We start from the raw sequence: 22,941 nt of genomic DNA on the forward strand, positions 1-22,941 counted from the left end.
TAGGTTCGGGTGCGAGCGTGGTCAAACCTCGCATGTCAGACGGCCGTCACGTCCAGTGGAACGCCGAGCGACAGCGCCCGCACCCTCCCGGAACACGCCCCCCACGCCCCCACACACCCCGGAGAAACGGCCCGCATGACGGCACCCGCATCCGACCTCCCGCCCACCGTCCTGGTCCTGGACGCCGACCCCCTCCCCCGCCTCGGCCGCCTCACCGGCCGCGCCCGGGTGGAGCACACGGACGAGTCGACCCTCGCCGAGCGGCTGCCGTACGCCGACGTGCTGCTGGTCTGGGACTTCACCTCGCACGCCGTACGCCGCGCCTGGCCCGGCGAGGGCCCGCGGCCGCGCTGGGTGCACACGGCGAGCGCGGGCGTGGACCACCTGATGTGTCCCGAGCTCACCGCGTCCGACACGGTGGTCACCAACGCACGCGGGGTCTTCGACCAGCCGATCGCCGAGTATGTGGCCGCGCTGGTGCTGGCGATGGCGAAGGACCTGCCGCGGACCCTGGAGCTGCAGCGCTCCCGTGAGTGGCGGCACCGCGAGGGGCAGCGTGTGGCCGGCTCGCGCGCGTGCGTGGTCGGATCCGGCCCCATCGGCCGGACGATCGTCCGCACGCTCAAGGCCCTCGACGTCACCACCGCGCTGGTCGGCCGGACCCCGCGCACCGGTATCCACGGCCCCGAGGACCTCGACCGGCTGATCGCCCGCGCCGACTGGGTGATCTCGGCCGCGCCGCTCACCGCGCAGACGCACGGCATGTTCGACGCCCGCCGCTTCGGCGTCATGCAGCCCTCCGCCCGGTTCATCAACGTCGGGCGCGGACAGCTGGTCGTGGAGGAGGCGCTGGCCGAGGCGCTGTCGAAGCGGTGGATCGCGGGGGCCGCGCTGGACGTCTTCGAGCACGAACCGCTCGGCGCGGACAGCCCGTTGTGGGGGTTGCCGGGGCTGATCGTGTCCCCGCACATGAGCGGGGACACGATCGGCTGGCGGGACGAACTCGGCCGTCAGTTCGTGGAGTTGTACGAGCGCTGGGAGGCGGGCAGACCGCTGCTGAACGTGGTCGACAAGCAGCGCGGGTACGTACCCGGACGCTGATGTCCACAGCTGGAGGGCGACGCATGACGGATCTCACCGAACTGACCGCCGTACAACTCCTCGACGGGTACCGCAAAGGAGAGTTCAGCCCGGTCGACGCCACCCGCGCGGCCCTGGAGCGGGCCGAGCGGATCCAGCCGGAGGTCAACGCCTTCGTGCGCCTCACCGCCGACGCGGCCCTCGCGCAGGCCCATGCGGCGACGGAGCGTTGGCGGCGCGGCGAACCGGCCGGTCTGCTGGACGGTGTGCCGGTCACGGTGAAGGACATCCTGCTGATGCGCGGCGCCCCGACGCTGAAGGGCTCGAAGACCATCTCGGAGCGGGGCGCCTGGGACGAGGACGCCCCGTCCGTGGCCCGTCTGCGCGCGCACGGCGCCGTCTTCCTGGGCAAGACGACCACGCCCGAGTTCGGATGGAAGGGCGTCACCGACTCGCCCCTGTCCGGCGTCACCCGCAATCCGTACGATCCGACCCGCACCGCGGGCGGTTCCAGCGGTGGTGCCGGTGCGGCCGTGGCGCTCGGCGCGGGGCCGCTCGCGCTCGGTACGGACGGCGGTGGAAGTGTCCGGATCCCGGCGGCGTTCTGCGGCGTGTTCGGCCTGAAACCGACGTACGGCCGGGTCCCGCTCTATCCGGCGAGCGCCTTCGGCACCCTGGCGCACGTCGGTCCGATGACCCGGGACGCGGCCGACGCGGCGCTGCTGCTCGATGTGATCGGCGCCCCCGACTCCCGTGACTGGTCGGCGCTTCCGGCCCCGCCCGGCTCGTTCGTCTCGGCGCTGTCCGGTGGGGTGCGGGGTCTGCGGGTCGCCTACTCGCCCTCCTTCGGCGGCCAGGTGGCGGTGCGTCCGGCGGTCGCGGCGGCGGTGCGGCGGGCGGTGGAGCGGCTTGCGGGACTCGGGGCGTACGTCGAGGAGACCGACCCCGACTTCACCGACCCGGTGCACGCCTTCCACACCCTGTGGTTCACCGGGGCGGCCCGGGTGACCCAGCATCTCGGGCCGCGGCAGCGGGAATTGCTCGATCCGGGGCTGAGGGAGATCTGCGGCACGGGCGCGCGCCTGGGCGCCCTCGACTACCTGGCCGCGGTCGACGTCCGCATGGAGCTCGGGCGCCGCATGGGCCGCTTCCACGACACCTACGACCTCCTGGTCACCCCGACCCTCCCGCTCACCGCCTTCGAGGCGGGCGCGGAGGTGCCGAAGGGCTCGGGGCACCGGAGGTGGACGGGCTGGACGCCGTTCACGTACCCCTTCAACCTCACCCAGCAGCCGGCCGCGACCGTCCCTGTCGGCAGGGACGGCACGGCCGGCGCCGGGCTGCCGATCGGCCTGCAGCTCGTGGCCGCCCGGCACCGGGACGATCTGGTGCTGCGGGCGGCCCACGCGCTGTACGAGGCCGGTGTCGCCGGCCTCACAGCCTCCGGAAGCTGAGCGACTCGCCCAGGGCACCCGACCGCCACAGGTCGTTGCAGCCCTGGGCCATCTCCTCCAGCCCTTCGACCACCTGGCCCCAGACGATGCCGGGCACCCAGCCCACGTCGCCGTTCAGAAGCAGGTTGTTGCGCTCGTAGAACAGGGCCAGGTCGACCAGTGTCGTGCCGGGGCGGACCTCACGGTCGTAGCCGTAGGAGCTGGTGCCCAGTTCGGTGCCCGCGAAGGCGAAATAGCAAAGGTCGCCGGGGATCGGGGTGACGGTCGGGTTCTCCAGGGGCGGCTCCGTCTGCGCGAAGGGCGGGAAGAGGGCGTAGATCTCGTTGCGGGCGTATTTCGCGTGGTAGACGTCGCCGGTCAGGGGCAGGGCGTCCCAGACGGCCGCGCAGGTGAGCGGGGCGCGGTCGTCCAGGAGTTTGGCCGTGCAGTTGATTCCCCGCTTGACCAGCGACACCTCGATGAACCGTTCAGTCATGCAATCCAGGGTGCATACATCGCATGGTCTCGGGTAGCCGCGCCGCCATGGCTCCACCACTGGAACATGTCGAAACACATGTCGGACACAGATCGGGCACCCCCACACGCCGGTCGCTGCTCGCGGGGGTGGCGGCGCTCGGCGCGCTGGGTGCGGCCGGCTGCTCGCGCGTGGCCACGGCCTCGACCGAGGAAGGCGGCGAGCTGCTCGACCGGCTGCGCGCCGCGGGTGTCGTACGGCTCGGTATCGCGGGCGAGATCCCCTTCGGATACATCGACAAGAACGGTGAACTCACCGGTGAGGCACCGGAGCTGGCGAAGGTGATCTTCAAGCGGCTCGGGGTGGACCGGGTGCAGCCCGTGCCCACCGAGTTCGGCTCACTGATACCCGGCCTCAACTCCCAGCAGTTCGACGTCGTCGCCGCCGGGATGTACGTCAATCCCGAGCGCTGTGAACAAGTCATCTTCTCCGACCCGGACTACCAGATGCTCGACTCCTTCATCGTCCGCAAGGGCAACCCGATGGGGCTGCGCTCCTACAAGGACGTCGTGGAGAAGAAGGCGAAGTTCGCCACCGGCGCGGGCTACGCCGAGATCCAGTACGCCGTCGAGGCGGGGTACGAGGAGGGCGACATCCTCATCGTGCCGGACCAGGTCGCCGGGCTGAACGCCGTCGAGGCGGGGCGCGTGGACGTCTTCGCCGGTACGGCGCTGACCACCCGCGAAGTCGTCAAGAAGTCGGCGAAGGCCGAGGTCACCGAGCCTTTCAAGCCGATCGTGGGCGGCGAACCGCACGTCGACGGCGGCGCGTTCGCCTTCCGCCGTACCGAGACCAGGATCCGGGACGCCTTCAACGTCGAGCTTCACAAGCTGAAGAAGAGCGGGGAGCTGCTGCGCATCCTCAAGCCCTTCGGCTTCACCGAGGCCGAGATGACCGACCTCACCGCGAAGGAACTGTGCGGAGGGGGGACCGGCGGATGACCTCGGGACTGTGGGAACTCGTCCTGCAAGGAATCTGGGTCACCGTCCAGCTGCTGGTGCTGAGTGCGCTGGTGGCCGCGGCGGTCGCCTTCGGGGTCGGCATGGCCCGCACGCACCGGCTGTGGATCGTCCGCTTCCTGGCGGGCTTCTACACCGAGGTGTTCCGCGGGACCTCGGCCCTGATCATGATCTTCTGGGTGTTCTTCGTGCTGCCGGTCGCCTTCGGCTGGCAGTTGGTCCCGCTGTGGGCCGGCACCCTCGCGCTCGGGCTGACCTACGGCGCGTACGGCGCCGAGATCGTGCGCGGCGCCCTGAACTCCGTCGACCCGGCGCAGCGGGAGGGCGGGATCGCGCTCAGCTTCACGCCGTGGCAGCGGATGCGGCTGATCCTGCTGCCGCAGGCGGTGCCGGAGATGATCCCGTCCTTCACCAACCTGCTGGTGGAGCTGCTCAAGGGCACGGCCCTGGTGTCCGTGATGGGCATGGGCGACCTGGCCTTCAGCGCCAACCTGGTGCGGCTCGCGCTGCAGGAGAGCGCGGAGATCTACACGTATGTCCTGCTGATCTACTTCGTCATCGCCTTCCTGCTCACCCGGGGAATGCGCGGACTGGAACACAAGCTCAAGGCCGGTGTCGGCAAGCCCGTCGGGCGCACGGCCGACCAGGAGCTGCACCGTCCTGAGACGACCGGTGTGGGCGCGGGAGGTGCTCTCGGATGACCTGGGACTGGGGCGCTGTCGCCGACTTCATGCCACGTTTCTGGGACGGGCTGCTGCTCACCCTGCAGATCCTGGCCCTCGGCTCGCTCATCTCGTTCGCGCTGGGCCTGGTGTGGGCGCTGCTGATGCGCACACCGACGCGCTGGGTGCGCTGGCCGGTCGGGGCGGTCACGGAATTCATCCGCAACACCCCGCTGCTGGTGCAGCTGTTCTTCCTCTTCTACGTGCTGCCCGAGTGGGGCTTCACCTTCTCGGCGCTGGCCACCGGCGTCTTCGCGATCGGGCTGCACTACTCGACGTACACGATGCAGGTCTACCGGGCCGGCATCGAGGCGGTGCCCGCCGGCCAGTGGGAGGCGGCGACGGCGCTGAACCTGCCGGTCACCAGGACGTGGCGGGTGGTGATCCTGCCGCAGGCGATCCGCCGGGTCGTGCCCGCCCTCGGCAACTACGTCATCGCGATGCTCAAGGACACCCCGATCCTGATGACGATCACGGTCATGGAGATGCTCGGCCAGGCGCGGCTGTTCGCGCAGGAGAACTTCCAGTTCACCGAGCCCCTGACGGTCATCGGTGTGGCCTTCGTCTTCATCGCCTACCCGGCCTCCCTTCTCGTACGAGCTCTGGAGCGACGCCTTGTCCGCTGACACCCCGCTGATGAAAGAACCCGACGCGAGCGCCAACCCGCCGGTGGACGGCGCCGAGCTGATCCGCTTCGACAACGTCACCAAGCGCTTCGGCTCCAACACGGTGCTGGACCGGCTCGACTTCTCCGTCGCCTCCGGCAGGCACGTCACGCTGATCGGTCCGTCCGGCTCCGGCAAGACGACGATCCTGCGCATGCTGATGACCCTGCTCAAGCCCGACGAGGGCACGATCACCGTCGGCGGTGAGCAGCTCTTCCCGGCCCCGGAGAAGCAGGTCCGCGAGATCCGCAAGAAGATCGGGATGGTCTTCCAGCAGTTCAACCTGTTCCCGAACATGTCGGTACTGCGCAACATCACCGAAGCCCCGGTCACCGTGCTCGGCCTGTCCAAGGACGAGGCGGAGGCGCGCGCCCGTGAGCTGCTGGAGATGGTGGGCCTCGCCGACAAGTGCGACGCCCGCCCGACCCAGCTGTCCGGCGGCCAGCAGCAGCGCGTGGCGATCGCGCGGGCGCTGGCGATGCGGCCGCAGGTGCTGCTGCTCGACGAGGTGACCTCGGCGCTGGACCCGGAGCTGGTCGCGGGCGTCCTGGACGTGCTGCGGGACATCGCCCGCAGCACCGACATCACCATGCTCTGCGTGACCCACGAGATGAACTTCGCCCGGGACATCTCGGACCAGGTCCTGATGTTCGACTCCGGCCGGGTCATCGAGTCCGGCTCGCCGGAGAAGATCTTCAACGACCCCGAGAACGACCGCACCCGGGAGTTCCTCAGCGCGGTGCTGTGAGCGCTCGTCGGCGGAGCGTGCTTCTGGCATATGCCAGAGTGCTGGTACCGCAGCTGAGAGGCTCGCAATCTCGTCAACAACCGCTCACTACAAGCCCCTTGCCGGTTATCGTGAAGGGGACTGGCTGACTGCAACCCGGCCCAAGAGAGCGACCGCAGGGGGAACCGTGGCGCTGAAGCACGAGCCGACCGCGCCGTACCACTCGGCCCAGGACGCCCTGCGCGTCCTGGAGACCGTGGTGCGGCACCGCACCGGAGTCACCGACACCGAACTCGCCCGGCACACCCGCATCGGCCCGGAGCGCCTGACCGGCCTCCTGCGGATGCTGCGCCGGGAGGGCTACGTCGAGCAGGTCGCCGACGGCGCCTACGTCACGGGCGACGCCCTGACCCGCCTCGGTTCCGCGCAGGGCCATGACCAGGCCCTGCGCGAGAACCTCCAGCACACCCTCGACCGGCTGCGCGACTCGGTGGGCGCGGCGGTCTACATCAGCCGGTACGTCGACGGCGAGATCAGGATCGACCAGTACGCGGCCGGCCCGGCCACGCCCGTGGTCAACGAGTGGGTCGATTTCCGCTACTCCGCCCACGCCACCGCGATCGGCAAGAGCCTGCTCGGCCAGCTCGACCACAACGGCCGGCGCGACCACCTCTCCCGCCACAAGATGGCCCGCCTCACCTCGCGCACGATCACCAGCGACAAGGTCCTGCTCTCCCGGCTGGAGTCCCAGCCGCCGACGGTCCCGCACCTCGACCTCCAGGAGTACGCGGTGGGCACGGTGTGCGCGGCGGTCCCGATCACGGCGGGCTCCTCGGTGGGCTGCCTGGCCCTGTCGCTACCGGTCGAGCACGCGCACCGCCTGCGCCAGGCGGCGGACACCCTCAACCGGAACGCGGCGCCCGTGCTGCTGTCGCTGGCGATCTAGACGTGATCACCACACATGGGACCGGACCACCGCGTCGGCGGTGGTCCGGAGCACCCCCGGGGACCAGGTAGTATTTTCTTCGTCGCCGGCCGCGGGAGCACAACGAACGCGGTGGGCGTGAGTCATGCGCCGCTAGCTCAGTTGGTTAGAGCAGCTGACTCTTAATCAGCGGGTCCGGGGTTCGAGTCCCTGGCGGCGCACCATAGCGATGGCGAGGGATGTTCGCGGATCACGCGAATACCCCTCGCCATCTCTGTTATTGCGCGGCTACGCCGCGCGTGGTGGGGGCTTCGCCACCCACACCCCCTCTTGAAGGGCCTCTCGTGGGAGCGAGGGGCCCTTCGACATCGTTCCGGGTCAGTCTCCGGTACGTCTTCTCCCCGGGCGGCCGCCACCAGACGGGGTCGGCGCACCGGACCCCTTCCCTCCTGAGCCGGGCTCGATGGATCTTGTTCGTGGCCGTCACGGGCATCCGCTCCACGACCCGCACGAACCGCGGCGCCATCTTCGTCCCGAGGTCGGGCTGCGCGGCCAGGAACGCCTCGAAGGCCGTCGGCTCGAAGGTCCCGGCCAGCGCCGCCATCACCTGGTCCCCGGTCACCGGGTCCGGCACCGCGTACACGGCGACGGCATCCGCCCCCTCGTACCGGGCGAGGATGTTCTCGATCATGGCGGCGGCCAGGTTCTCGCCGTCGACGCGGAGCCGGTCGTCGGTACGGCCGGCGAAGTAGAGGAACCCGTCCGCGTCCCGGCAGGACAGGTCCCCCGTCCAGTACCAGCCCTCCCGGCGCCGTTCCCGCTCCGCCTGCGGATTGCGCCAGTACCCCTCGAAGGGGTTCGGGCCGCGGTTGACCAGTTCCCCGATCGCCTCGTCGCCGTTCAGCAGCCGGCCGGTCCGGTCGAACACGGCCGGCGGGCACTCCGCACAGGTCTCGGGATCGAGGACGACGAGCCCGGGCCCCGCCCGCCCCACGGCCCCCGCCGGCGTCCCCGGCGACCACTGCACGGCCGCCCCGCCCTCGGAGGAGCCGTACCCCTCCACCAGCCGCACCCCGAACCGCCGCTCGAAGGCGGCGGCGTCCACGGCGCCCGCCTCGGTTCCGAAGCCGAGCCGCAGCGCATGGTCACGGTCGTCGGGGCGGGGCTCGGTGGCGAGGAGGTACTGGATGGCCCGGCCCACGTAGGTGAAGTACGTCGCCCCGCACGCCCGTACGTCCGCGAGGAACCCCGACGCGGAGAACCGCCGCCGCAGCGCCACCCCGGCACCGGCCACCAAGGCGGGTGCCCAGTCGGCGATCACCGCGTTGCCGTGGAACATCGGCATGCAGATGTAGTGCACGTCGTCGGGCCGTACCCGGAACCGGTCGGCCAGGGAGCCCCCGGCGGCCGCCAGCCGCCCCTGGGTGCAGATCGCGGCCTTGGGGGCGCCGGTCGAGCCGGACGTGAAGGAGAGCAGTAGCCGGTCCCGCGGAGTGGCGCGGGAGGCGTCGGGCCGCGCGTCGGCGTACGGGGCGAGCAGGGCGTCGTACTCCGGGGTGTCGATGAGCAGCAGCCGTACGCCGGGCAGGTCGAGGCCGTCGAGCAGGGGCAGCCGGGCCCGCTCGGTGATCAGCACCCGGCACTCGGTGTGCAGGATGTCGCGGGCGAGTTCCGGTCCCCGGCGGGTGGGGTTGATCCCGGCGACGGTGGCTCGCGCGAGGGCGGCGGCGCTCAGCCACATCGGGTACTCCGGGACGTTGTCCAGCAGCACGCCGATGTGCGGTTCGGCGCCGGGTGTCAGCAGGTCGGCGAGCAGCGCCGCCCGGACGGCGGCCCCGGCGGCCGTCTCGTGCCGGGTCAGCGTCCGCCCCTCGAACCACAGCCCCGGCCGGCGGTCACCCCACCCCGCGGCGACGAACTCGGCGACCGTGCGCCCAGTAGTGGACTCCATGCGGGCGCACGGTAACTGATTGGCCGTCAGATGAGGAGGGGTGCAGGGAGGAGAGGTCAGAACCCCACGCCGTCCATCCCGGAGGAGGTCTGGGCGTAGGTCGCGATGAAGCCGACGCAGAACACCACGATCACGCCGAGGAACACGAGCATGCCGAGGGAGGTCACCGCCTGCCTGCCGTGGCGCGGCCGATGGGCCGTGGCCACCACGTCGGAACCGTCGGTATAGTAGACCGTCACGAAGTCGCCCTCGACCGTCGTCCCCGGACCGTCCTCCTCCTCGAACCGGACGAGGCGGCCGTCGTGCGTGGTGAACTCGTAGACATGGTGCAGCGTGGTGCTCACGTGCGAGTCACCGCTGCCGCCGTGGGTCGTCGTGTACATCCGCAGGCAACGGCCCTCCGCCGTCAGCCCGCTGTTCCAGGCGCTGCGCAGCTGCAGCGAGCGGCGCACCACCCGGTACGCCATGAAGAGGGCCACTGCCATGATCAGGCCCGGTACGACGTAGAAGATCGCGTCCATCGTTCATCCCCCGAGGTCGGTGCGCCGACCTCGTTCGGCCAGCGTGGCAGGAACCTACCCACGCCGGCCGGGGTGGTGACTCAAGGGAACCTCAGAACGTGACGTCCGAGCACGCGTAGAACGCGTTGCCCGTGTCGTGGACCGTCCACACCGCGAGGATGACGTGGTGGCCGCTGAGCCCGGACGGCAGTCTGCCGCTGTGGGAGAGCGTCGCCGGTGGCCGCTGGCCGTTGTACGGGACCGTCAGGAACGGGGTGAGGTTGAGGTCGGAGCGGGCCAGGTTGTGGTTCTGGTTCCAGCCCGGCTTGGTGACGTAGTACTTGAAGTCGGTCGTGGCGTGCATGGCCGTGAACTGCCAGCGGAAGGTGTAGGTCTGACCCCCGCTCACCCGCGTGGTGGGCCAGGCGGCGCCGGACGGGGTCCTCGGTGCGCTGAGCTGGCTGAACTGGCCGAGACCGGCGTTGCATATCTGCCCGTCCGCCGGGCCGGAACCCGGGAAGCCCTTCGGGCCCTCGACGCTCTGCGGCTCCCACTGGATCGGGCCGCAGTTGGACACGGTGCCGTTCTGGCAGAGCTTCTGCCGGCTGATGGGGAGGTCGGTGTAACCGTGGCCGCTGGCACCGCCGGTGGACAGGACGAGGGCGCCGGTCGTGACCAGACCGAGCGCGGAGGCGTACCACTTGGTCTTTCTGCTGGTCTTCCTGTGCATGCTGCTGCTCCTGGGAACGTGGGGGAAGTTCGACGAGCTTGCAGGTCTAGACCAAGTCCCAGATTATTGCTGACGGTTGAACATGTCCATACCAATCGGCGAACCCGTTCGACGGGCCGTCAGCCGGCGCTCTCCCCCCGCCCCGCGCAGAAGGCCACCGTCAAGTCCTTCACCAACGCCTTGCGTTCGTAGTCGTCGAGCTCCACCAGGCCCCGCACGGTCAGCCGCGTCACCGTGTCCTCCACCGAGTCGACGACCGAGGTGAGCACGGTGGCCCGGTTCTGGGCGTCCAGCGCCGCGATACGGCGGCGGTGCATGGCGGCGGCGACCTCCGGGGCGTACTCCACCCGCACCGGCCGCACCGAGAACACCTCCAGGCCCACCGCCTCCGCGTCCCGCACCACCAAGCGGGTCAGCGTCTCCGCGGCCGCCTCGATCGAGCCGCGCGGACCGCCCGGCATCTCCACCGGCACCCGGGCCAGCGCCGCCTCGACGCACTCGCGCAGGTACGTCTCGTGGTCCTCCACCCCGAGCAGCGCCCGCGCCGTGTCCCGAACCCGCCACACCACCAGCACGACCGCCCGCAGCGCGACCCCGTTGCCGTCGGCCGCCGGCATCGGCTCGCTGCGCCAGTGCCGCAGGCGTACGTCGACCCGGCGGCGCAGCAGCAGCGGGTTGACCCAGAGCAGGCCGGTACGCCGGACCGTCCCCCGGTAGCGGCCGAACAGCCCCAGCACCCAGGCCCGCCCGGTCCGCCCCCGAGCCAGCCCGCCGAACCCGAAGAGCCCCAGCGCTCCGGCACCCGTGTAGGCCGCCCACTGCACGAGCCCGAGCCCCGCCCCCACGGACGCCGGCAGGCGCAGCGCCTCCAGCACCGGCGGCGGCAGCACCCCCGCCCACCACGACGTGGCCAGGCAGCCGGCCGCCCCGCAGGCCCCGGCGAACACACCCGCGGCCCCGGGCAGCACCCGGGCGGACTGCTCCACCAGCTCGGGATCCACCTCCGGCGCGGGGTGCGGCTTCGACTGCGCGGGACGGCGCAGCCGGGGCTGCTCCCCGGTGCCCTGCCGGCGGGCCACGATCGCCGGCTTGAGCGGCACGGCGACCGGGTCGGGGTTGTCACGGAACAGCAGATGGACCGGGATCTCGGTGGTCGCCTCGTTCTGGATCAGCCGCCCCGGCCGGGCGGACCCCTCGGCCTGCCCCGCGAGCCCGGCGAGCCCCTCGGGCTCGGGCGTATGAGAAGTGGTCGTGGTCATGTGTGCCTCCAGCCTCCGCGCCAGATGCGTCAGGGAAGGTCGTACAGCCGGTCGTACTCCCGGACCCCGCCCCTCAAGGTCGGCTCGGTTCAGGCGAAGAGCCGGCGCCAGGTCTCCGGCCCCGGGTAGCCGTCCGCCGCGCCGCCCCGCCAGCCCTGGGCGCGCTGGAAGGCCTCCACACCGCGCCGGTCCGCCTCGCCCCAGCGCGGTCCCGGCCCGTTCCCGTAGTACTTGCCGAATCCCTTCTTCACGAGCTGCCTGCCGAGCCGGGCGACGTACTCGTTGTTCGCGCCCGGCCGGAACATCGCCCGCCCCGGATACCCGGGCAACCCGTGCGACGCCGGCGCCCCGCGGGCCACCGGTCCGGCCGCCCCCGCCGCGCCGGCCGCCCGGATGTCCTTGCCCCCGCCGCTCACCAGCAGCTTCCACGTCCGCGGCCCCGGCAGCCCGTCCGCGTCCGGTCCGCGCCAGCCCTGGGACAGCTGGAAGGCCTGCGTGGCCCTGCGGTCCGCGTCCGTCCAGCGCGGGCCGGGGCCCTGGGAGTAGTACCGGCCGGCGCCGCGCGCCACGAGCATCCGGCCCAGCTCGGCGACATGCCTGTTGTGGGCCCCGGGGCCGAAGTACGCCCGTCCCGGGTACGGCGCCGTGTGCTGCGGTCCTTGCGGACCCTGCGGTTCCCGTGGTCGGTGCGGCTTCTGCGGCTCGGCCGTGACCGGCTGCTGCTGTCCGGTGCCCGGCGGATCGCCGGCGGGCCGCCCGCCGTCGGGCTGCTCCCCCTTCGTCCCACCGCCGTCCGGCTGCCCCTCCCCCTGCTGCCCGGTGTCCGGTTCCTCACCCTTCGTACCGCCCGCGAGTCCCTTGTAGCGATAGGCGAGATAGCGGTCGGAGTGGCTCCAGTAGGCGTACGGCGTGACCAGTCGGCGGGCGTGGGGGCGGGTCGACTCGTAGGCGACGTAATGGGTGCGCATGTAGTCCGTCCAGCCGCCGAAAATGACGACGTGCGAGCCCTTCTCGGGGTCCGCCGGATTATGGAACAGCAGAATGTCGCCCGGCTGGAGATCCTCCCGGGCGATACGTACGCCGTACTGGTCGAGGCTGCCTGTCCATTCGTTCCCGGGCAGGTTCCAGGCCATCGAGACGAAGCCGGAGCAGTCCTGCCGGTATCCGTCCGACCAGTACCGGTACATGCTGTACGGCACCTTCGCCGCGACCCATTTCTTCGCCCGCCTGATGATCTCCGCACGCGTGGTCGCGGGCGCGGTGACCGCGCCCGGCTCGGTCGGCCGACCGCCCGGGCCGTGCAGCGGAGCCTGGCCGCCCTGGGGCGATGCAGGCTCGTCACCTGCGGGAACGCCGGAGAGGCCGGGTCGCTCCTGAGCGTGCGCGGAGGCGAGGGCCGGGGCGGTGTGGCCGATGCCGAGGGTGGTGGAGGCGGCTGCGGCGACGATCAGCGCCCTGGTCCCCGCCGGGTGGCGGCCGGTCGTGGAATGCGGCAGGACGCGCCGCCAGTGAACGCATCCGGGGCAGTCGCAGTCCCGCTCCGGATCGAATTCCTCGAATACCGGAGTCCGAGTCTCCATGCGATTCCCCTCACACACCAGATGGACATGTCCGCGGCTGTACACACCGTCAGTTTCACAACTGTCTTCGGGACTCGCATGTTGACGGTCCGAATGGTTTACGGCACTCCGGCGACGCCCCACCGCCACCCGGAGGTGGTCCGGAGCACCCCGGGAGGTCATGTAGAGTTACGACGTCAGCAGGCGCCGCTAGCTCAGTTGGTTAGAGCAGCTGACTCTTAATCAGCGGGTCCGGGGTTCGAGTCCCTGGCGGCGCACGATGACGACGGCGAGTCATGATCGCGGGCAACGCGATCCTGGCTCGCCTTCGTCGTTCCTGTGGCCTTGCAGGCCCTCGTGCAAGCGGGGGCCCGCCGTGTGTTTGGCCGGATAGTCTCTGGCCATGGCAGCGCGTGACCTTCAGGAGCGGATCAAGAGGCTCATCATCGACCGCCGGCTGCCCTCCGGGGCCCCGCTGCCGACGGAGCCGGAGCTGATGGCGCATCTGGGTGCCAGCCGGAACTCCGTGCGCGAGGCGCTCAAGGGGCTCCAGGCGATGGGCATCGTGGAGGTCCGGCACGGGTTCGGGACGTATGTCGGGTCGATGTCCCTGGAGCCGATGATCGAGGGCCTCGCCTTCCGCACGGTCGCCGGGCACCACCGGGGCGAGGACACCCTGCTCCAGCTGCTGCAGTTGCGCGAGGCGGTGGAGACGGGGCTGGTGTCGCGGCTCGCGGGGCGGGTTCCGGAAGCGGATCTCGTTGAACTGGACGCGCTGGTGGACCGTATGGAAGAGCAGGCGGCGCGGGGCGGCGACGGGATCGCCGAGACCGACCGGGCGTTTCACGCCACCCTCTACCGGGGGCTGGACAACGTGCTGCTGGGCGAGGTCATGGAGGCGTTCTGGGACACCTTCCACCGCGTCCGCACCGATCTCGGCGGCACGCCGCAGGATCCGCTGGTCACCTGCCGGCAGCACCGGGAGATCGTGGACGCGGTGCGGTCGGGCGAGGCGCAGCGGGCGGAGGAGGCCATACGGGAGCACTTCGGCAACATCCGCGCCCGCGTGTCCCCAACGGGTACACAACACCCCCACAGGTGCCACAATGAGCGCGTATGACCGGTAAACACCTCGTTTCGCATCTTGCGATCATGTGGCACGACGTAGAACCTGGTGATTGGTTTTTCAAGATGCTGCGCATACGCGGCAGTTGGGGGGCAAGGAGCCGGTTGCCGGTTTTCGAAGGGGAGTAGGGGCCCCCGTTCATGACCGCATGCCGAGGGGGGCATGATGCAACCGGAAGGTCGCAGTTCCATGTCTAAGGTGTGGAAGATGTGGTGACTGCGGCCCACCACTGATACGCCTGTGAAGGTCGAGGGGGACCGACGCAGTCGTAAAGGAACCGACAGACACGCGGTCACCTGCGTGTGGGGGGATGACTCATGACGTCGACGCCGACGGGCGCCCGGCACAACTTCGACCCGTCTCAGACCACCCAGCTCAGGGTGCCTTCGCAGACCCGGACCGGAGCTTTTCGCCGGATAAAGAAGACGCTGCCGAAGTACGACTACGAGCACTACAGCCGGCTGGCCGGCCCCCTCACCCAGCCCGACCCGAACAAGCCGTACCGGGTCCAGTACCGCTCGCTGATCTCGCAGGAGCCGCACCGCATCAGGGTCGCGCTGATGCTCGCCGCGGCCCCCGTGCTCTCCCTGGTCCTGCTGTTCTGGCTGCTCCAGCCCGAGCACTGGACGGAGCGGGACTACCCGGCCTTCGACTGGCTGCCCGCGCTCGACGTCGTGATGCTCGTCTCGATCGGTCTGATCGAGTTCTTCCGCTGCATGAACGTGGTGTCCAACGCGCACGCCACGCTGGTCGCCCGCGACCCGATCCCGGTGGTGCCGGAGACCGGCACGAGAGTTGCCTTCCTCACCTCCTTCGTGCCCGGCAAGGAGCCGCTGGAGATGGTGACGAAGACCCTGGAGGCGGCCGTCAAGCTGCGCCACCGGGGCCTCATGCACGTCTGGCTGCTCGACGAGGGCGACGACCCGGAGGTCAAGGAGGTCTGCCGGCGACTCGGTGTGCACCACTTCTCCCGCAAGGGCATAGCCAAGTGGAACCAGGCCAAGGGCCCGCACCGCGCCAAGACCAAGCACGGCAACTACAACGCGTGGCTCGACGCGCACGGCGACGACTACGACTTCTTCGCCTCCGTCGACACCGACCACGTGCCGCTGCCCAACTACCTGGAGCGGATGCTCGGCTTCTTCCGCGACCCGAACGTCGGCTTCGTCATCGGCCCGCAGGTCTACGGCAACTACGACAACTTCGTCACCAAGGCCGCCGAGTCGCAGCAGTTCCTCTTCCACGCCCTCATCCAGCGCGCCGGCAACAAGTACGGCGCCCCGATGTTCGTGGGTACGTCGAACGCCGTACGCATCAAGGCGCTCAAGCAGATCGGCGGTCTGTACGACTCGATCACCGAGGACATGGCGACCGGCTTCGAGATCCACCGCCACAAGAACCCGGCGACGGGCAAGAAGTGGCGCTCCGTGTACACGCCGGACGTGCTCGCCGTCGGTGAGGGCCCGAGCGCCTGGACCGACTTCTTCACCCAGCAGATGCGCTGGTCGCGAGGGACGTACGAGACGATCCTCAAGCAGTACTGGAAGGGCTGGTACTCGCTGCCGCCGAGCAAGCTCTTCAACTACACGATGATGATCATCTTCTACCCGATGTCGGCCCTCAACTGGATCCTGGCGGCGCTGAGCTGTGCGCTGTTCCTGGGCCTGGGCGCCTCGGGTGTGAACATCGACCCGACGATCTGGCTGATGCTCTACGGCAACGCCTCCGCGCTCCAGATCGGCCTGTACGTCTGGAACCGCCGCCACAACGTCTCGCCGCACGAGCCGGAGGGCTCCGGCGGTGTGGCCGGCATGGTGATGTCCGCGCTGTCGGCGCCGCTGTACGCGAAGGCGCTGATCGACTCCGCGCTGCGCCGCAAGAGCAAGTTCGTGGTGACCCCCAAGGGCGATTCGGCCAGCCCCGACCGGTGGTTCGGGACGTTCCGGTACCACTGGTACTTCATCGCGATCTTCGGCGCCTCGATCGTCGCCGGCTTCGTGTACGGCCACGCGCACCCCGCGATGATCATCTGGGCGACGTTCGCCATGCTGATCACCGCGACACCGATCTTCGCCTGGCGCTACATGCTGCGCCAGGACAAGAAGCGGCCCTCCGCACCGGTACCGGCGCAGCCCGCGTCGTACCAGCCGGAGCCGCAACCGCTGCCCGCGCAGCACGCGGCGCACGCTCCGCACGCGGCACATGCGCCGCAGCACAAACCGAGTTGGGCCGCCTCCGGCAGCGGCACCGACCAGACCATGCAAATCGCCCTTGGTGGACTTGGGGGACGTAAGGAATGAACGACCGTGCAGGCCGCCGCCGCGCCCGTCGACTCGCGATAGGTACGGCGGTGGTACTCGCGCTGGCCGGGATGAACGGGCCGTGGCTGTACCGGGTCGGTACCGAGAAGTATCACGAGTACCAGATCAACAGACCCGAGTACAAAGCCGAGAACGGCAAGTGGGAGATCGTCGATTTCCCCGAGGAGTACCGCCAGAACACCATCCACGCGGCCCTGCTGCACACCGGCAAGGTGCTGCTGATCGCGGGTTCGGGCAACAACCAGGACAACTTCGACGCGAAGCAGTACGACACCCGGATCTGGGACCCGGTCAAGGGCACGATCAAGAAGGTGCCGACGCCTAACGACCTGTTCTGCACCGGCCACACCCAGCTGGCAAGCGGCAACCTGCTGATCGCGGGCGGCACGAAGCGGTACGAGAAGCTCAAGGGTGACGTCACCAAGGCCGGCGGCCTGATGATCGTCCACAACGAGAACCCGGACCAGCCGATCACGCTGCCCGCCGGCACCAAGTTCACCGGCAAGGAGAACGGCAAGACCTTCGTCTCCAAGGACCCGGTGCTGGTGCCGCGCGCGAAGAAGGTCTTCGACAAGGCGACCGGCAGGTTCCTGCGCAACGACCCGGGTCTCGGCCGGATCTACGTCGAGGCGCAGAAGAAGGGCGCCAAGTACGAGACCGGCACCCAGGACAACTACCGCATCCAGGGCCTGACCGGCGCCGACGCCCGCAACACGTACGGCATCGCGCAGAAACTCGCCCTCGACAAGAAGGACTTCCAGGGCATCCGGGACACCTACGAGTTCGACCCGGTCGCCGAGAAGTACATCAAGGTCGACCCGATGCACGAGGCCCGCTGGTACCCGACGCTCACCACCCTGAGCGACGGCAGGATCCTCAGCGTCTCCGGCCTCGACGACATCGGCCAGCTGGTGCCGGGCAAGAACGAGCTGTACGACCCGAAGACGAAGAAGTGGACGTACACGCCGAAGGTGCGGCAGTTCCCGACGTACCCCGCGCTGTTCCCGATGCAGAACGGCAAGATCTTCTACTCGGGCTCGAACGCGGGCTACGGCCCTGACGACGTGGGCCGCGACCCGGGCATCTGGGACGTGGAGACCAACAAGTTCACCAAGCTGCCCGGGCTGAGCGACGCCAAGCTGATGGAGACCTCGGGCACGGTGCTGCTGCCGCCGGCGCAGGACGAGAAGTACATGGTGATCGGCGGCGGTGGCGTCGGCGAGTCCAAGGAGTCCAGCGAGAAGACCCGGCTCATCGACCTGAAGGACGACGCCCCGAAGTTCGTGGACGGGCCGTCGCTGGAGAAGGGCACGCGCTACCCGCAGGCGTCGGTGCTGCCGGACGACACCGTGCTGGTGTCGGGCGGCTCCGAGGACTACCGGGGCCGCGGCGACTCCAACATCCTGCAGGCGCACCTCTACCACCCGGAGGGCAACACCCTCGACCGGGTCGCCGACCCGCTGGTGGGGCGCAACTACCACTCGGGGTCGATCCTGCTGCCGGACGGCCGCGTGATGTTCTTCGGCTCGGACTCGCTCTACGCCGACAAGGCCAACACCAAGCCGGGCAAGTTCGAGCAGCGGATCGAGATCTACACGCCGCCGTACCTCTACCGGGACGCGCAGCCGTCACTCGCGGGCGGCCCGCAGACCATCAAGCGCGGTGGCACGGGCAGCTTCACCTCGCGGCACGCCTCGTCCATCGAGAACGTACGGCTGATCCGGCCGAGCGCCTCGACGCATGTCACGGACGTCGACCAGCGGTCGGTGAAGCTGGACTTCAAGAAGGCCGGCGACAAGATCACCGTGACCGTGCCGACGAACCGCAACCTGGTCCCGTCGGGCTGGTACATGCTGTTCGTGACCGACGACCAGGGCACACCGAGCAAGGCGCAGTGGGTCAGGGTCCCGTAACGGGCCCGTACGCAGTTGGGGGCGCCCTCCGTGACGGAGGGCGCCCCCAAGGCGTCCGAGGACCGTACCCGGCCCTTCGGCCTACTTGCTGGCCTTGGCCAGGCGCAGGGCGTACGCGGCCCACCACTCGCCCGCCTTCGGGCCGCCCTTGCACTCGCCGTCCGACTCGCCCGGTCGCTTGACCCACACATAGGCGTCGACCAGCGGGTCCGCCGTCTTGGTGGTCGGCGTCTCGCCCAGCGCGCGGCCGGGCGGGTTGCACCAGCGCTCGTTCGGGTCGCCCTCGGTGTAGGGGCCGTTGCCGTTGCGGCTGGTGTCGATCACGAAGGGCTTGTCGCCCACCTTGGCGGAGAGCTCCTTGCCGTACGCGATCGAGTCCTTGGTCGTGTAGAAGTTGGAGACGTTGACCGCGAAGCCGTCGGCCTTGTCGATGCCCGCCCACTTCAGGGGCTCGAAGATCTGGTCCGGGTGGCCCCAGCCGGCGTTGCCGGCGTCCACGTAGACCTTGGTGTTCTTCAGGGACTTCAGCTTGCCGATGGCGCCCTTGAGGAGGTCGTAGCGCTCCTCGTGGAACTCGTCCGGGGTGCAGCCGTCCACCAGGTGCAGTACCGCGTCCGGCTCCAGGATCACCGCCGTGGAGCGGTCCCCGATGCCCTTGGCCACGCCGTCGATCCACTCCCGGTAGGCGTTGCCGTCGGCGGCGCCGCCCTGCGAGTACTGGCCGCAGTCGCGGTGCGGGATGTTGTAGAGGACCAGCAGGGCGGTACGGCCGGCCTTGTCGGCGGCCTCCGTGTAGCCGCGTGCCTCCTGCTCCGGGTTCTCCGGGCCGATCCACTCGCCGGTCGGCTGCTCCGCGATCTTGCGGATCTGTTCGGCGTCCTCCTTCTTGCCGGCCTTCTGGTAGGCCACCACCTGCTGGGCCGCGTTCCCGTCCGGGTTGACCCAGAACGGGTCGACGGACTTGGGCTGTTGGCCTATCCCGGCGCCGGCGCTCTCCTGCGGTTCGTCGCCGCCGTCGGACGAGCAACCCGTGACCAGCAGTGCCGCCCCCAGCACCACGGCGCACGTCCGTGTACGAGCGCCCCTCCAGGCCCCCCTCTTGTGGTACATCCAACTCCCCCCTGGTGCACTGTTCCAAGGCTCAATCCTGACATACCTGTCGTGGGGCACACGAGGTCGCCGGGCCTTGTCGGGGAGCTGTTACAGCCACCCGGACAGCTCCGCTGACCAGGGTGGTCGCACTTCCGCACGGGCCGTGGGGGGAAGGGGGGTGCGGTCAGGCACCGGTCGCCGACCGCGCGGCCGGCCCCGGTGTGGCCCTACAGGCCGGTCCCGGTGAGGTACGCCGACACGATCACGTTCGCCGTGCAGCCGCGGGTCGTGCGGTCGACGGGGCCGCCGCAGGTGATCAGGCGCAGCTCGGCCCGACCCGAACGGTGGGCTCCGTAGGCCTGCCGGGCGTCGAAGCGGTCGCGGTCGACGACGTGCACGTCCTCCACGGTGAACTCGGCGACCGTGCCGTCGTCGCGGAGCACCCGCACCGGCGCACCCGGCTTCAGCGTGCCGAGCCGGCGGAAGACGGCGGGCCCGGTCCCGGTGCCGGCATGCCCCACCATCAGCGCGGCCCCGGCGGCCCCCGGCCGCGCCCCGTCCGCGTACCACCCGACGACGCCCGGCCGATCGAAGGGGGGCGGATCGATCGCACCCGTCGGGCCGAGTCCCCGGGCCACCACCGGCGCCCGCACGCCGAGCCCCGGGATGTCGAGCCGCTGCGGCAGCGCGTCCCCCAACGGCCGTACCGCGGTGGGAAGGTGTACTCGCTGCGGTCGTCCGACCGCGGCGACGTCGCCGGACACCGGGGCGGACACGTTCAGCCTCACGGCGGTGACCTCCCGCCCCCACAGCCACAACCCCAGCAGCAGTGCGCCCCAGGCCGCGCCCATCAGCAGGCGGCCGCGGTGGCCGCGGTGTTCGTGATCGGCCATGGTCAGCGGGGCCGTCGGCTCCGGCGGGCGCTGCGCAGCGCCACCGCGGTGGCGGCGACGCCGGCCAGCACCAGCCCGGTCACCGTGTGCGCCGTGCCGGGGCCGGCCGCGCGGGCGTCCACGACGGCGAGGTGCGCGGCGCCACCGCCGCCCGCCGCGACCGGGGCCAGGGGAGAGGCGGGGGCCGGCTTCGTCCCCGGCCGGGTGACGGTGAGGGCGCCCGTGCGGGAGGCGTCCCCGCAGGCGACCTTCACGTCGTAGGTGCCCTCCCTGAGCGTGGAGCGGATACGGCTCTCGCCGACGAGGGCGGTGCCGTCGGTACCGGCGGTCAGGCGTGCGTCGGCCACGAACGCCGGGGAGGCGGCCGTGGCCGACTGCCGCGGGCAGCCGCTCACCAGCAGCGCGACATCGCTGCCGGCGTGCGGGGACGACGGGCTGACCGAGACGCCCCCGTCCGTCGCGTGTGCCGCCGGGCTGACGGCGACCGCCCCGAGGGCGGCGATCGCGCAGAGAGTGACGCGCAGTGATCCCATCGTGAACCTCCAGATATCTGGAGACTCCCCTGCGGACTGCGGCCCCGCATCCTCAGCGGGGCCGGAGTGCTCCGAACGGGTCGTGTCGCGGGGGTACCGGGTTTGGATCCCGTCGGGGCGCCGGATCGGATCGGCGGGGTCCGGGCGTCAGATCCGGTCGACGAGGTCCGCGATCGAGTCCACGACCTGCGACGGCCGGTACGGGAAGTTCTCCACCTGCTCGGGCCGGGTCAGGCCGGTCAGCACCAGGAACGTCTGCATCCCGGCCTCCATGCCGGCCAGGACGTCGGTGTCCATGCGGTCGCCGATCATGGCGCTGGACTCGGAGTGGGCGCCGATGGCGTTCAGACCGGTGCGCATCATCAGCGGGTTCGGCTTGCCCGCGAAGTACGGCTGCTTGCCGGTGGCCCTGGTGATCAGCGCGGCCACCGCGCCGGTCGCCGGGAGCGGGCCCTCGGCGGAGGGGCCGGTCTCGTCGGGGTTGGTGCAGATGAAACGGGCGCCCGCGTTGATGAGCCGGACCGCCTTGGTCATGGCCTCGAAGGAGTAGGTGCGGGTCTCGCCCAGCACGACGTAGTCCGGCTCGTGGTCGGTCAGGATGTAGCCGATGTCGTGCAGGGCGGTGGTCAGGCCGGCCTCTCCTATGACGTACGCCGAGCCGGCGGGGCGTTGGTCGTCCAGGAACTTGGCGGTGGCCAGCGCCGACGTCCAGATGTTCTCGATCGGCACCTCAAGGCCCATGCGGTTCAGCCGGGCGTGCAGGTCGCGCGGGGTGTACATCGAGTTGTTGGTGAGCACGAGGAACGGCTTGCCGGACTCGCGCAGCCTCTTGATGAAGGCATCGGCGCCGGGGATCGGTACGCCCTCGTGGATCAGCACACCGTCCATGTCGGTGAGCCATGACTCGATGGGCTTGCGGTCTGCCATGTGCGCGCTCTCCTGCCGCCGTACGTGCTGCCTGGGACCCAGCCTAAGCACAGGCCCGATCTTCAGGGAACGGTCGGATTCCGGTGGTTTCCTTCCCTTCGTCGAAGGGCTCGGTCGAATTCGCGTCGCGGACGGGCACGGTTGTCTCAGCGGGGCCGCCGCGCCACGAGCAGCACGGCGCCCGCCAGGAGGAGAGCCGTGATGGCGGCGAACGTGGCGCCGGGCGGTGAGGTGAGGCCGGTACGGGCGAGTTCGTCGGCGAGGGTGAGCTCCTTGGGCGCCGGGTCCGGGGTCGTCGAGGGGGTGGGACTGGCCGCGTGCGCCGAGGCGTCCTTGTCGGGGCCGGGACTCGCGGCGGCCGATGCCGTCGGCTCGGCCTCGATGGTGAAGCGGTAGTCGTTGGACTGCCCGACCCAGTCGCCGTCGCCGTCGTGACGCTGGACGACGGCCGCGTTGGCGGTGACCTCGTTCGGTACGGCGTCGGAGGTGAGGGCCAGCCGGACCTTCACGGTGACGGTTTCGCGGGGGCCCACCCTGAAGCCGGGGAACCCGTCGAAGGCGCCGACGAGCTCGTCCTGGTCGGTGGTCTCGAAGCGGACCGGGTGGGGGCGGGAGCCGTCCCGGCCGCCGTAGAACTCCAGGCGGGGCTGGGACGGCTTGAGGACGCGTCCGGCGTCGACGAGGACGACCACGGGGTGGATGCCGGTGCAGGTCCTGCCCGTCTTGTTGGTGAGGTCGAGGTACCAGGTGCCGAATCCGCCGCCGGCCGGGTAGGAGTCGGGGCCGCCGTGCAGGCGGGTGGTGAGGGGGAAGGCCCGGCCGTCGGCGGCACAGCCGGGCAGGTCGGCGGTGGGGTGCGCGTGCGCCTGGGGCGCCGCGGCGAGGAGGGCGGCTGCTGCGAGGCAGAGGGCCGCGGGTGAGTGCAGTCGCATGAACACATGACCATGCCGGGTGGGGGCGGCTTCCGGTCGGAGCCATTCCGTACGACGGGGGAAGTCCCCTCGATCAGCGCATGCGCGGGGGGCGTGGAGCGGCGGCGGGCACGGCAGCGCCGGGTGACCGCGGACGGCGGCGCACCCGTGCCCGCGCCG

At 70.5% G+C, this 22,941-nt stretch carries 21 protein-coding genes and 2 tRNA genes; 12 read left to right on the forward strand and 11 right to left on the reverse strand.

Annotation, left to right across the window (positions count from 1 at the left end; all coding sequences use genetic code 11):
* Positions 1-135 precede the first annotated feature (135 nt).
* Positions 136-1,101, forward strand: coding sequence for a D-2-hydroxyacid dehydrogenase (locus ACFYNL_RS10980; RefSeq protein ID WP_388800036.1), 966 nt, complete (start codon positions 136-138; stop codon positions 1,099-1,101).
* A 23-nt stretch (positions 1,102-1,124) separates the two neighbouring features.
* Positions 1,125-2,534 carry an amidase gene (locus tag ACFYNL_RS10985; protein ID WP_388800039.1) on the forward strand — a complete coding sequence of 470 codons (1,410 nt, stop codon included), beginning with the start codon at positions 1,125-1,127 and terminating at the stop codon, positions 2,532-2,534.
* Here ACFYNL_RS10985 and ACFYNL_RS10990 read toward each other — a convergent pair.
* Entirely contained in the window at positions 2,515-3,009 is a 495-nt protein-coding gene (locus ACFYNL_RS10990; RefSeq protein ID WP_388800042.1) for a DUF3830 family protein, read from the reverse strand. The two genes, ACFYNL_RS10985 and ACFYNL_RS10990, sit on opposite strands and share 20 nt — an antisense overlap.
* Before the next feature lie 47 nt (positions 3,010-3,056).
* On the opposite strand from ACFYNL_RS10990, the gene ehuB reads away from it, so the two are divergent.
* The 6 genes from ehuB (at position 3,057) to ACFYNL_RS11020 (ending at position 7,270) form a co-directional block, all read left to right on the forward strand.
* Complete coding sequence (gene ehuB, locus ACFYNL_RS10995) at positions 3,057-3,989, forward strand: ectoine/hydroxyectoine ABC transporter substrate-binding protein EhuB (protein ID WP_388800045.1); 933 nt, start codon at positions 3,057-3,059, stop codon at positions 3,987-3,989.
* Positions 3,986-4,708 carry an ectoine/hydroxyectoine ABC transporter permease subunit EhuC gene (gene ehuC, locus ACFYNL_RS11000; protein ID WP_388800048.1) on the forward strand — a complete coding sequence of 241 codons (723 nt, stop codon included), beginning with the start codon at positions 3,986-3,988 and terminating at the stop codon, positions 4,706-4,708. Before ehuB ends, ehuC begins: the two co-directional genes overlap by 4 nt.
* Complete coding sequence (ehuD, locus tag ACFYNL_RS11005) at positions 4,705-5,355, forward strand: ectoine/hydroxyectoine ABC transporter permease subunit EhuD (RefSeq protein ID WP_388800051.1); 651 nt, start codon at positions 4,705-4,707, stop codon at positions 5,353-5,355. The genes ehuC and ehuD overlap by 4 nt, the downstream gene beginning before the upstream one ends.
* Positions 5,356-5,365: 10 nt before the next feature.
* Positions 5,366-6,142: an ectoine/hydroxyectoine ABC transporter ATP-binding protein EhuA gene (gene ehuA / locus ACFYNL_RS11010; RefSeq protein ID WP_388800625.1), complete on the forward strand. Its 777-nt coding sequence runs from the start codon at positions 5,366-5,368 to the stop codon at positions 6,140-6,142.
* A gap of 166 nt (positions 6,143-6,308) precedes the next feature.
* The gene (locus ACFYNL_RS11015) at positions 6,309-7,067 is read left to right on the forward strand and encodes an IclR family transcriptional regulator (RefSeq protein WP_388800054.1); all 759 of its coding nucleotides are present in this window, start codon (positions 6,309-6,311) and stop codon (positions 7,065-7,067) included.
* A gap of 126 nt (positions 7,068-7,193) precedes the next feature.
* Positions 7,194-7,270 (forward strand) — tRNA-Lys (locus ACFYNL_RS11020).
* A gap of 53 nt (positions 7,271-7,323) precedes the next feature.
* Here ACFYNL_RS11020 and ACFYNL_RS11025 read toward each other — a convergent pair.
* The 5 genes from ACFYNL_RS11025 to ACFYNL_RS11045 form a co-directional block, all read right to left on the reverse strand.
* Complete coding sequence (locus tag ACFYNL_RS11025; protein ID WP_388800057.1) at positions 7,324-8,997, reverse strand: AMP-binding protein; 1,674 nt, start codon at positions 8,995-8,997, stop codon at positions 7,324-7,326.
* Positions 8,998-9,053: 56 nt separating this feature from the next.
* Positions 9,054-9,518, reverse strand: coding sequence for a DUF3592 domain-containing protein (locus tag ACFYNL_RS11030; protein ID WP_388800060.1), 465 nt, complete (start codon positions 9,516-9,518; stop codon positions 9,054-9,056).
* Positions 9,519-9,609: 91 nt separating this feature from the next.
* Positions 9,610-10,227, reverse strand: coding sequence for a lytic polysaccharide monooxygenase (locus ACFYNL_RS11035; protein WP_388800063.1), 618 nt, complete (start codon positions 10,225-10,227; stop codon positions 9,610-9,612).
* A 119-nt stretch (positions 10,228-10,346) separates the two neighbouring features.
* On the reverse strand, positions 10,347-11,486 hold the full coding sequence (locus ACFYNL_RS11040; protein ID WP_388800066.1) for an SPFH domain-containing protein: 1,140 nt from the start codon (positions 11,484-11,486) through the stop codon (positions 10,347-10,349).
* Between the two features lie 89 nt (positions 11,487-11,575).
* Positions 11,576-13,066, reverse strand: coding sequence for a peptidoglycan-binding protein (locus ACFYNL_RS11045; RefSeq protein ID WP_388800069.1), 1,491 nt, complete (start codon positions 13,064-13,066; stop codon positions 11,576-11,578).
* Positions 13,067-13,249: 183 nt separating this feature from the next.
* On the opposite strand from ACFYNL_RS11045, the gene ACFYNL_RS11050 reads away from it, so the two are divergent.
* The 4 genes from ACFYNL_RS11050 (at position 13,250) to ACFYNL_RS11065 (ending at position 18,405) form a co-directional block, all read left to right on the forward strand.
* Positions 13,250-13,323: transfer RNA gene (locus ACFYNL_RS11050), tRNA-Lys, on the forward strand.
* Positions 13,324-13,448: 125 nt separating this feature from the next.
* Positions 13,449-14,165: a FadR/GntR family transcriptional regulator gene (locus ACFYNL_RS11055; protein ID WP_388800072.1), complete on the forward strand. Its 717-nt coding sequence runs from the start codon at positions 13,449-13,451 to the stop codon at positions 14,163-14,165.
* 323 nt (positions 14,166-14,488) lie between these two features.
* Positions 14,489-16,471, forward strand: coding sequence for a glycosyltransferase family 2 protein (locus ACFYNL_RS11060; RefSeq protein WP_388800075.1), 1,983 nt, complete (start codon positions 14,489-14,491; stop codon positions 16,469-16,471).
* Positions 16,468-18,405, forward strand: a complete 1,938-nt coding sequence (locus ACFYNL_RS11065) for a galactose oxidase-like domain-containing protein (protein WP_388800078.1) — start codon at positions 16,468-16,470, stop codon at positions 18,403-18,405. The genes ACFYNL_RS11060 and ACFYNL_RS11065 overlap by 4 nt, the downstream gene beginning before the upstream one ends.
* Positions 18,406-18,486: 81 nt before the next feature.
* Here the strand turns inward: ACFYNL_RS11065 and ACFYNL_RS11070 are convergent, their stop codons facing one another.
* The 5 genes from ACFYNL_RS11070 to ACFYNL_RS11090 all read right to left on the reverse strand — a co-directional run bounded on the left by ACFYNL_RS11070 (position 18,487) and on the right by ACFYNL_RS11090 (position 22,782).
* A complete protein-coding gene (locus ACFYNL_RS11070) occupies positions 18,487-19,515 on the reverse strand; it encodes a glycoside hydrolase family 6 protein (protein WP_388800081.1) in 1,029 nt (342 codons plus the stop codon).
* Between the two features lie 209 nt (positions 19,516-19,724).
* Positions 19,725-20,390: a class F sortase gene (locus ACFYNL_RS11075; protein ID WP_388800084.1), complete on the reverse strand. Its 666-nt coding sequence runs from the start codon at positions 20,388-20,390 to the stop codon at positions 19,725-19,727.
* A 2-nt stretch (positions 20,391-20,392) separates the two neighbouring features.
* The gene (locus tag ACFYNL_RS11080; protein ID WP_388800087.1) at positions 20,393-20,923 is read right to left on the reverse strand and encodes a hypothetical protein; all 531 of its coding nucleotides are present in this window, start codon (positions 20,921-20,923) and stop codon (positions 20,393-20,395) included.
* Positions 20,924-21,070: 147 nt separating this feature from the next.
* Complete coding sequence (locus ACFYNL_RS11085) at positions 21,071-21,850, reverse strand: HAD-IIA family hydrolase (RefSeq protein ID WP_388800090.1); 780 nt, start codon at positions 21,848-21,850, stop codon at positions 21,071-21,073.
* A 146-nt stretch (positions 21,851-21,996) separates the two neighbouring features.
* Positions 21,997-22,782 (reverse strand): hypothetical protein, encoded by a 786-nt coding sequence (locus tag ACFYNL_RS11090; protein ID WP_388800093.1) that lies wholly within the window; start codon positions 22,780-22,782, stop codon positions 21,997-21,999.
* Positions 22,783-22,941: the final 159 nt, after the last annotated feature.

Origin of the sequence: Streptomyces sp. NPDC007808 (genome assembly GCF_042868655.1) — a bacterium.
Lineage (GTDB): Bacteria > Actinomycetota > Actinomycetes > Streptomycetales > Streptomycetaceae > Streptomyces.

What these genes read in the sequence shown, in the direction of transcription:
- ACFYNL_RS11070 (WP_388800081.1), bottom strand. Translation starts at nt 19,515, where the DNA reads ATGTACCACAAGAGGGGGGCCTGGAGGGGCGCTCGTACACGGACGTGC.
- ACFYNL_RS11045 (WP_388800069.1), bottom strand. Translation starts at nt 13,066, where the DNA reads ATGGAGACTCGGACTCCGGTATTCGAGGAATTCGATCCGGAGCGGGAC.
- ACFYNL_RS10980 (WP_388800036.1), top strand. Translation starts at nt 136, where the DNA reads ATGACGGCACCCGCATCCGACCTCCCGCCCACCGTCCTGGTCCTGGAC.
- ACFYNL_RS10990 (WP_388800042.1), bottom strand. Translation starts at nt 3,009, where the DNA reads ATGACTGAACGGTTCATCGAGGTGTCGCTGGTCAAGCGGGGAATCAAC.
- ACFYNL_RS11085 (WP_388800090.1), bottom strand. Translation starts at nt 21,850, where the DNA reads ATGGCAGACCGCAAGCCCATCGAGTCATGGCTCACCGACATGGACGGT.
- ACFYNL_RS11055 (WP_388800072.1), top strand. Translation starts at nt 13,449, where the DNA reads ATGGCAGCGCGTGACCTTCAGGAGCGGATCAAGAGGCTCATCATCGAC.
- ACFYNL_RS11065 (WP_388800078.1), top strand. Translation starts at nt 16,468, where the DNA reads ATGAACGACCGTGCAGGCCGCCGCCGCGCCCGTCGACTCGCGATAGGT.
- ACFYNL_RS11090 (WP_388800093.1), bottom strand. Translation starts at nt 22,782, where the DNA reads ATGCGACTGCACTCACCCGCGGCCCTCTGCCTCGCAGCAGCCGCCCTC.
- ehuC (WP_388800048.1), top strand. Translation starts at nt 3,986, where the DNA reads ATGACCTCGGGACTGTGGGAACTCGTCCTGCAAGGAATCTGGGTCACC.
- ACFYNL_RS11030 (WP_388800060.1), bottom strand. Translation starts at nt 9,518, where the DNA reads ATGGACGCGATCTTCTACGTCGTACCGGGCCTGATCATGGCAGTGGCC.
- ACFYNL_RS11080 (WP_388800087.1), bottom strand. Translation starts at nt 20,923, where the DNA reads ATGGGATCACTGCGCGTCACTCTCTGCGCGATCGCCGCCCTCGGGGCG.
- ehuB (WP_388800045.1), top strand. Translation starts at nt 3,057, where the DNA reads ATGGCTCCACCACTGGAACATGTCGAAACACATGTCGGACACAGATCG.
- ACFYNL_RS10985 (WP_388800039.1), top strand. Translation starts at nt 1,125, where the DNA reads ATGACGGATCTCACCGAACTGACCGCCGTACAACTCCTCGACGGGTAC.
- ACFYNL_RS11040 (WP_388800066.1), bottom strand. Translation starts at nt 11,486, where the DNA reads ATGACCACGACCACTTCTCATACGCCCGAGCCCGAGGGGCTCGCCGGG.
- ehuD (WP_388800051.1), top strand. Translation starts at nt 4,705, where the DNA reads ATGACCTGGGACTGGGGCGCTGTCGCCGACTTCATGCCACGTTTCTGG.
- ACFYNL_RS11075 (WP_388800084.1), bottom strand. Translation starts at nt 20,390, where the DNA reads ATGGCCGATCACGAACACCGCGGCCACCGCGGCCGCCTGCTGATGGGC.
- ehuA (WP_388800625.1), top strand. Translation starts at nt 5,366, where the DNA reads ATGAAAGAACCCGACGCGAGCGCCAACCCGCCGGTGGACGGCGCCGAG.
- ACFYNL_RS11060 (WP_388800075.1), top strand. Translation starts at nt 14,489, where the DNA reads ATGACGTCGACGCCGACGGGCGCCCGGCACAACTTCGACCCGTCTCAG.
- ACFYNL_RS11035 (WP_388800063.1), bottom strand. Translation starts at nt 10,227, where the DNA reads ATGCACAGGAAGACCAGCAGAAAGACCAAGTGGTACGCCTCCGCGCTC.
- ACFYNL_RS11025 (WP_388800057.1), bottom strand. Translation starts at nt 8,997, where the DNA reads ATGGAGTCCACTACTGGGCGCACGGTCGCCGAGTTCGTCGCCGCGGGG.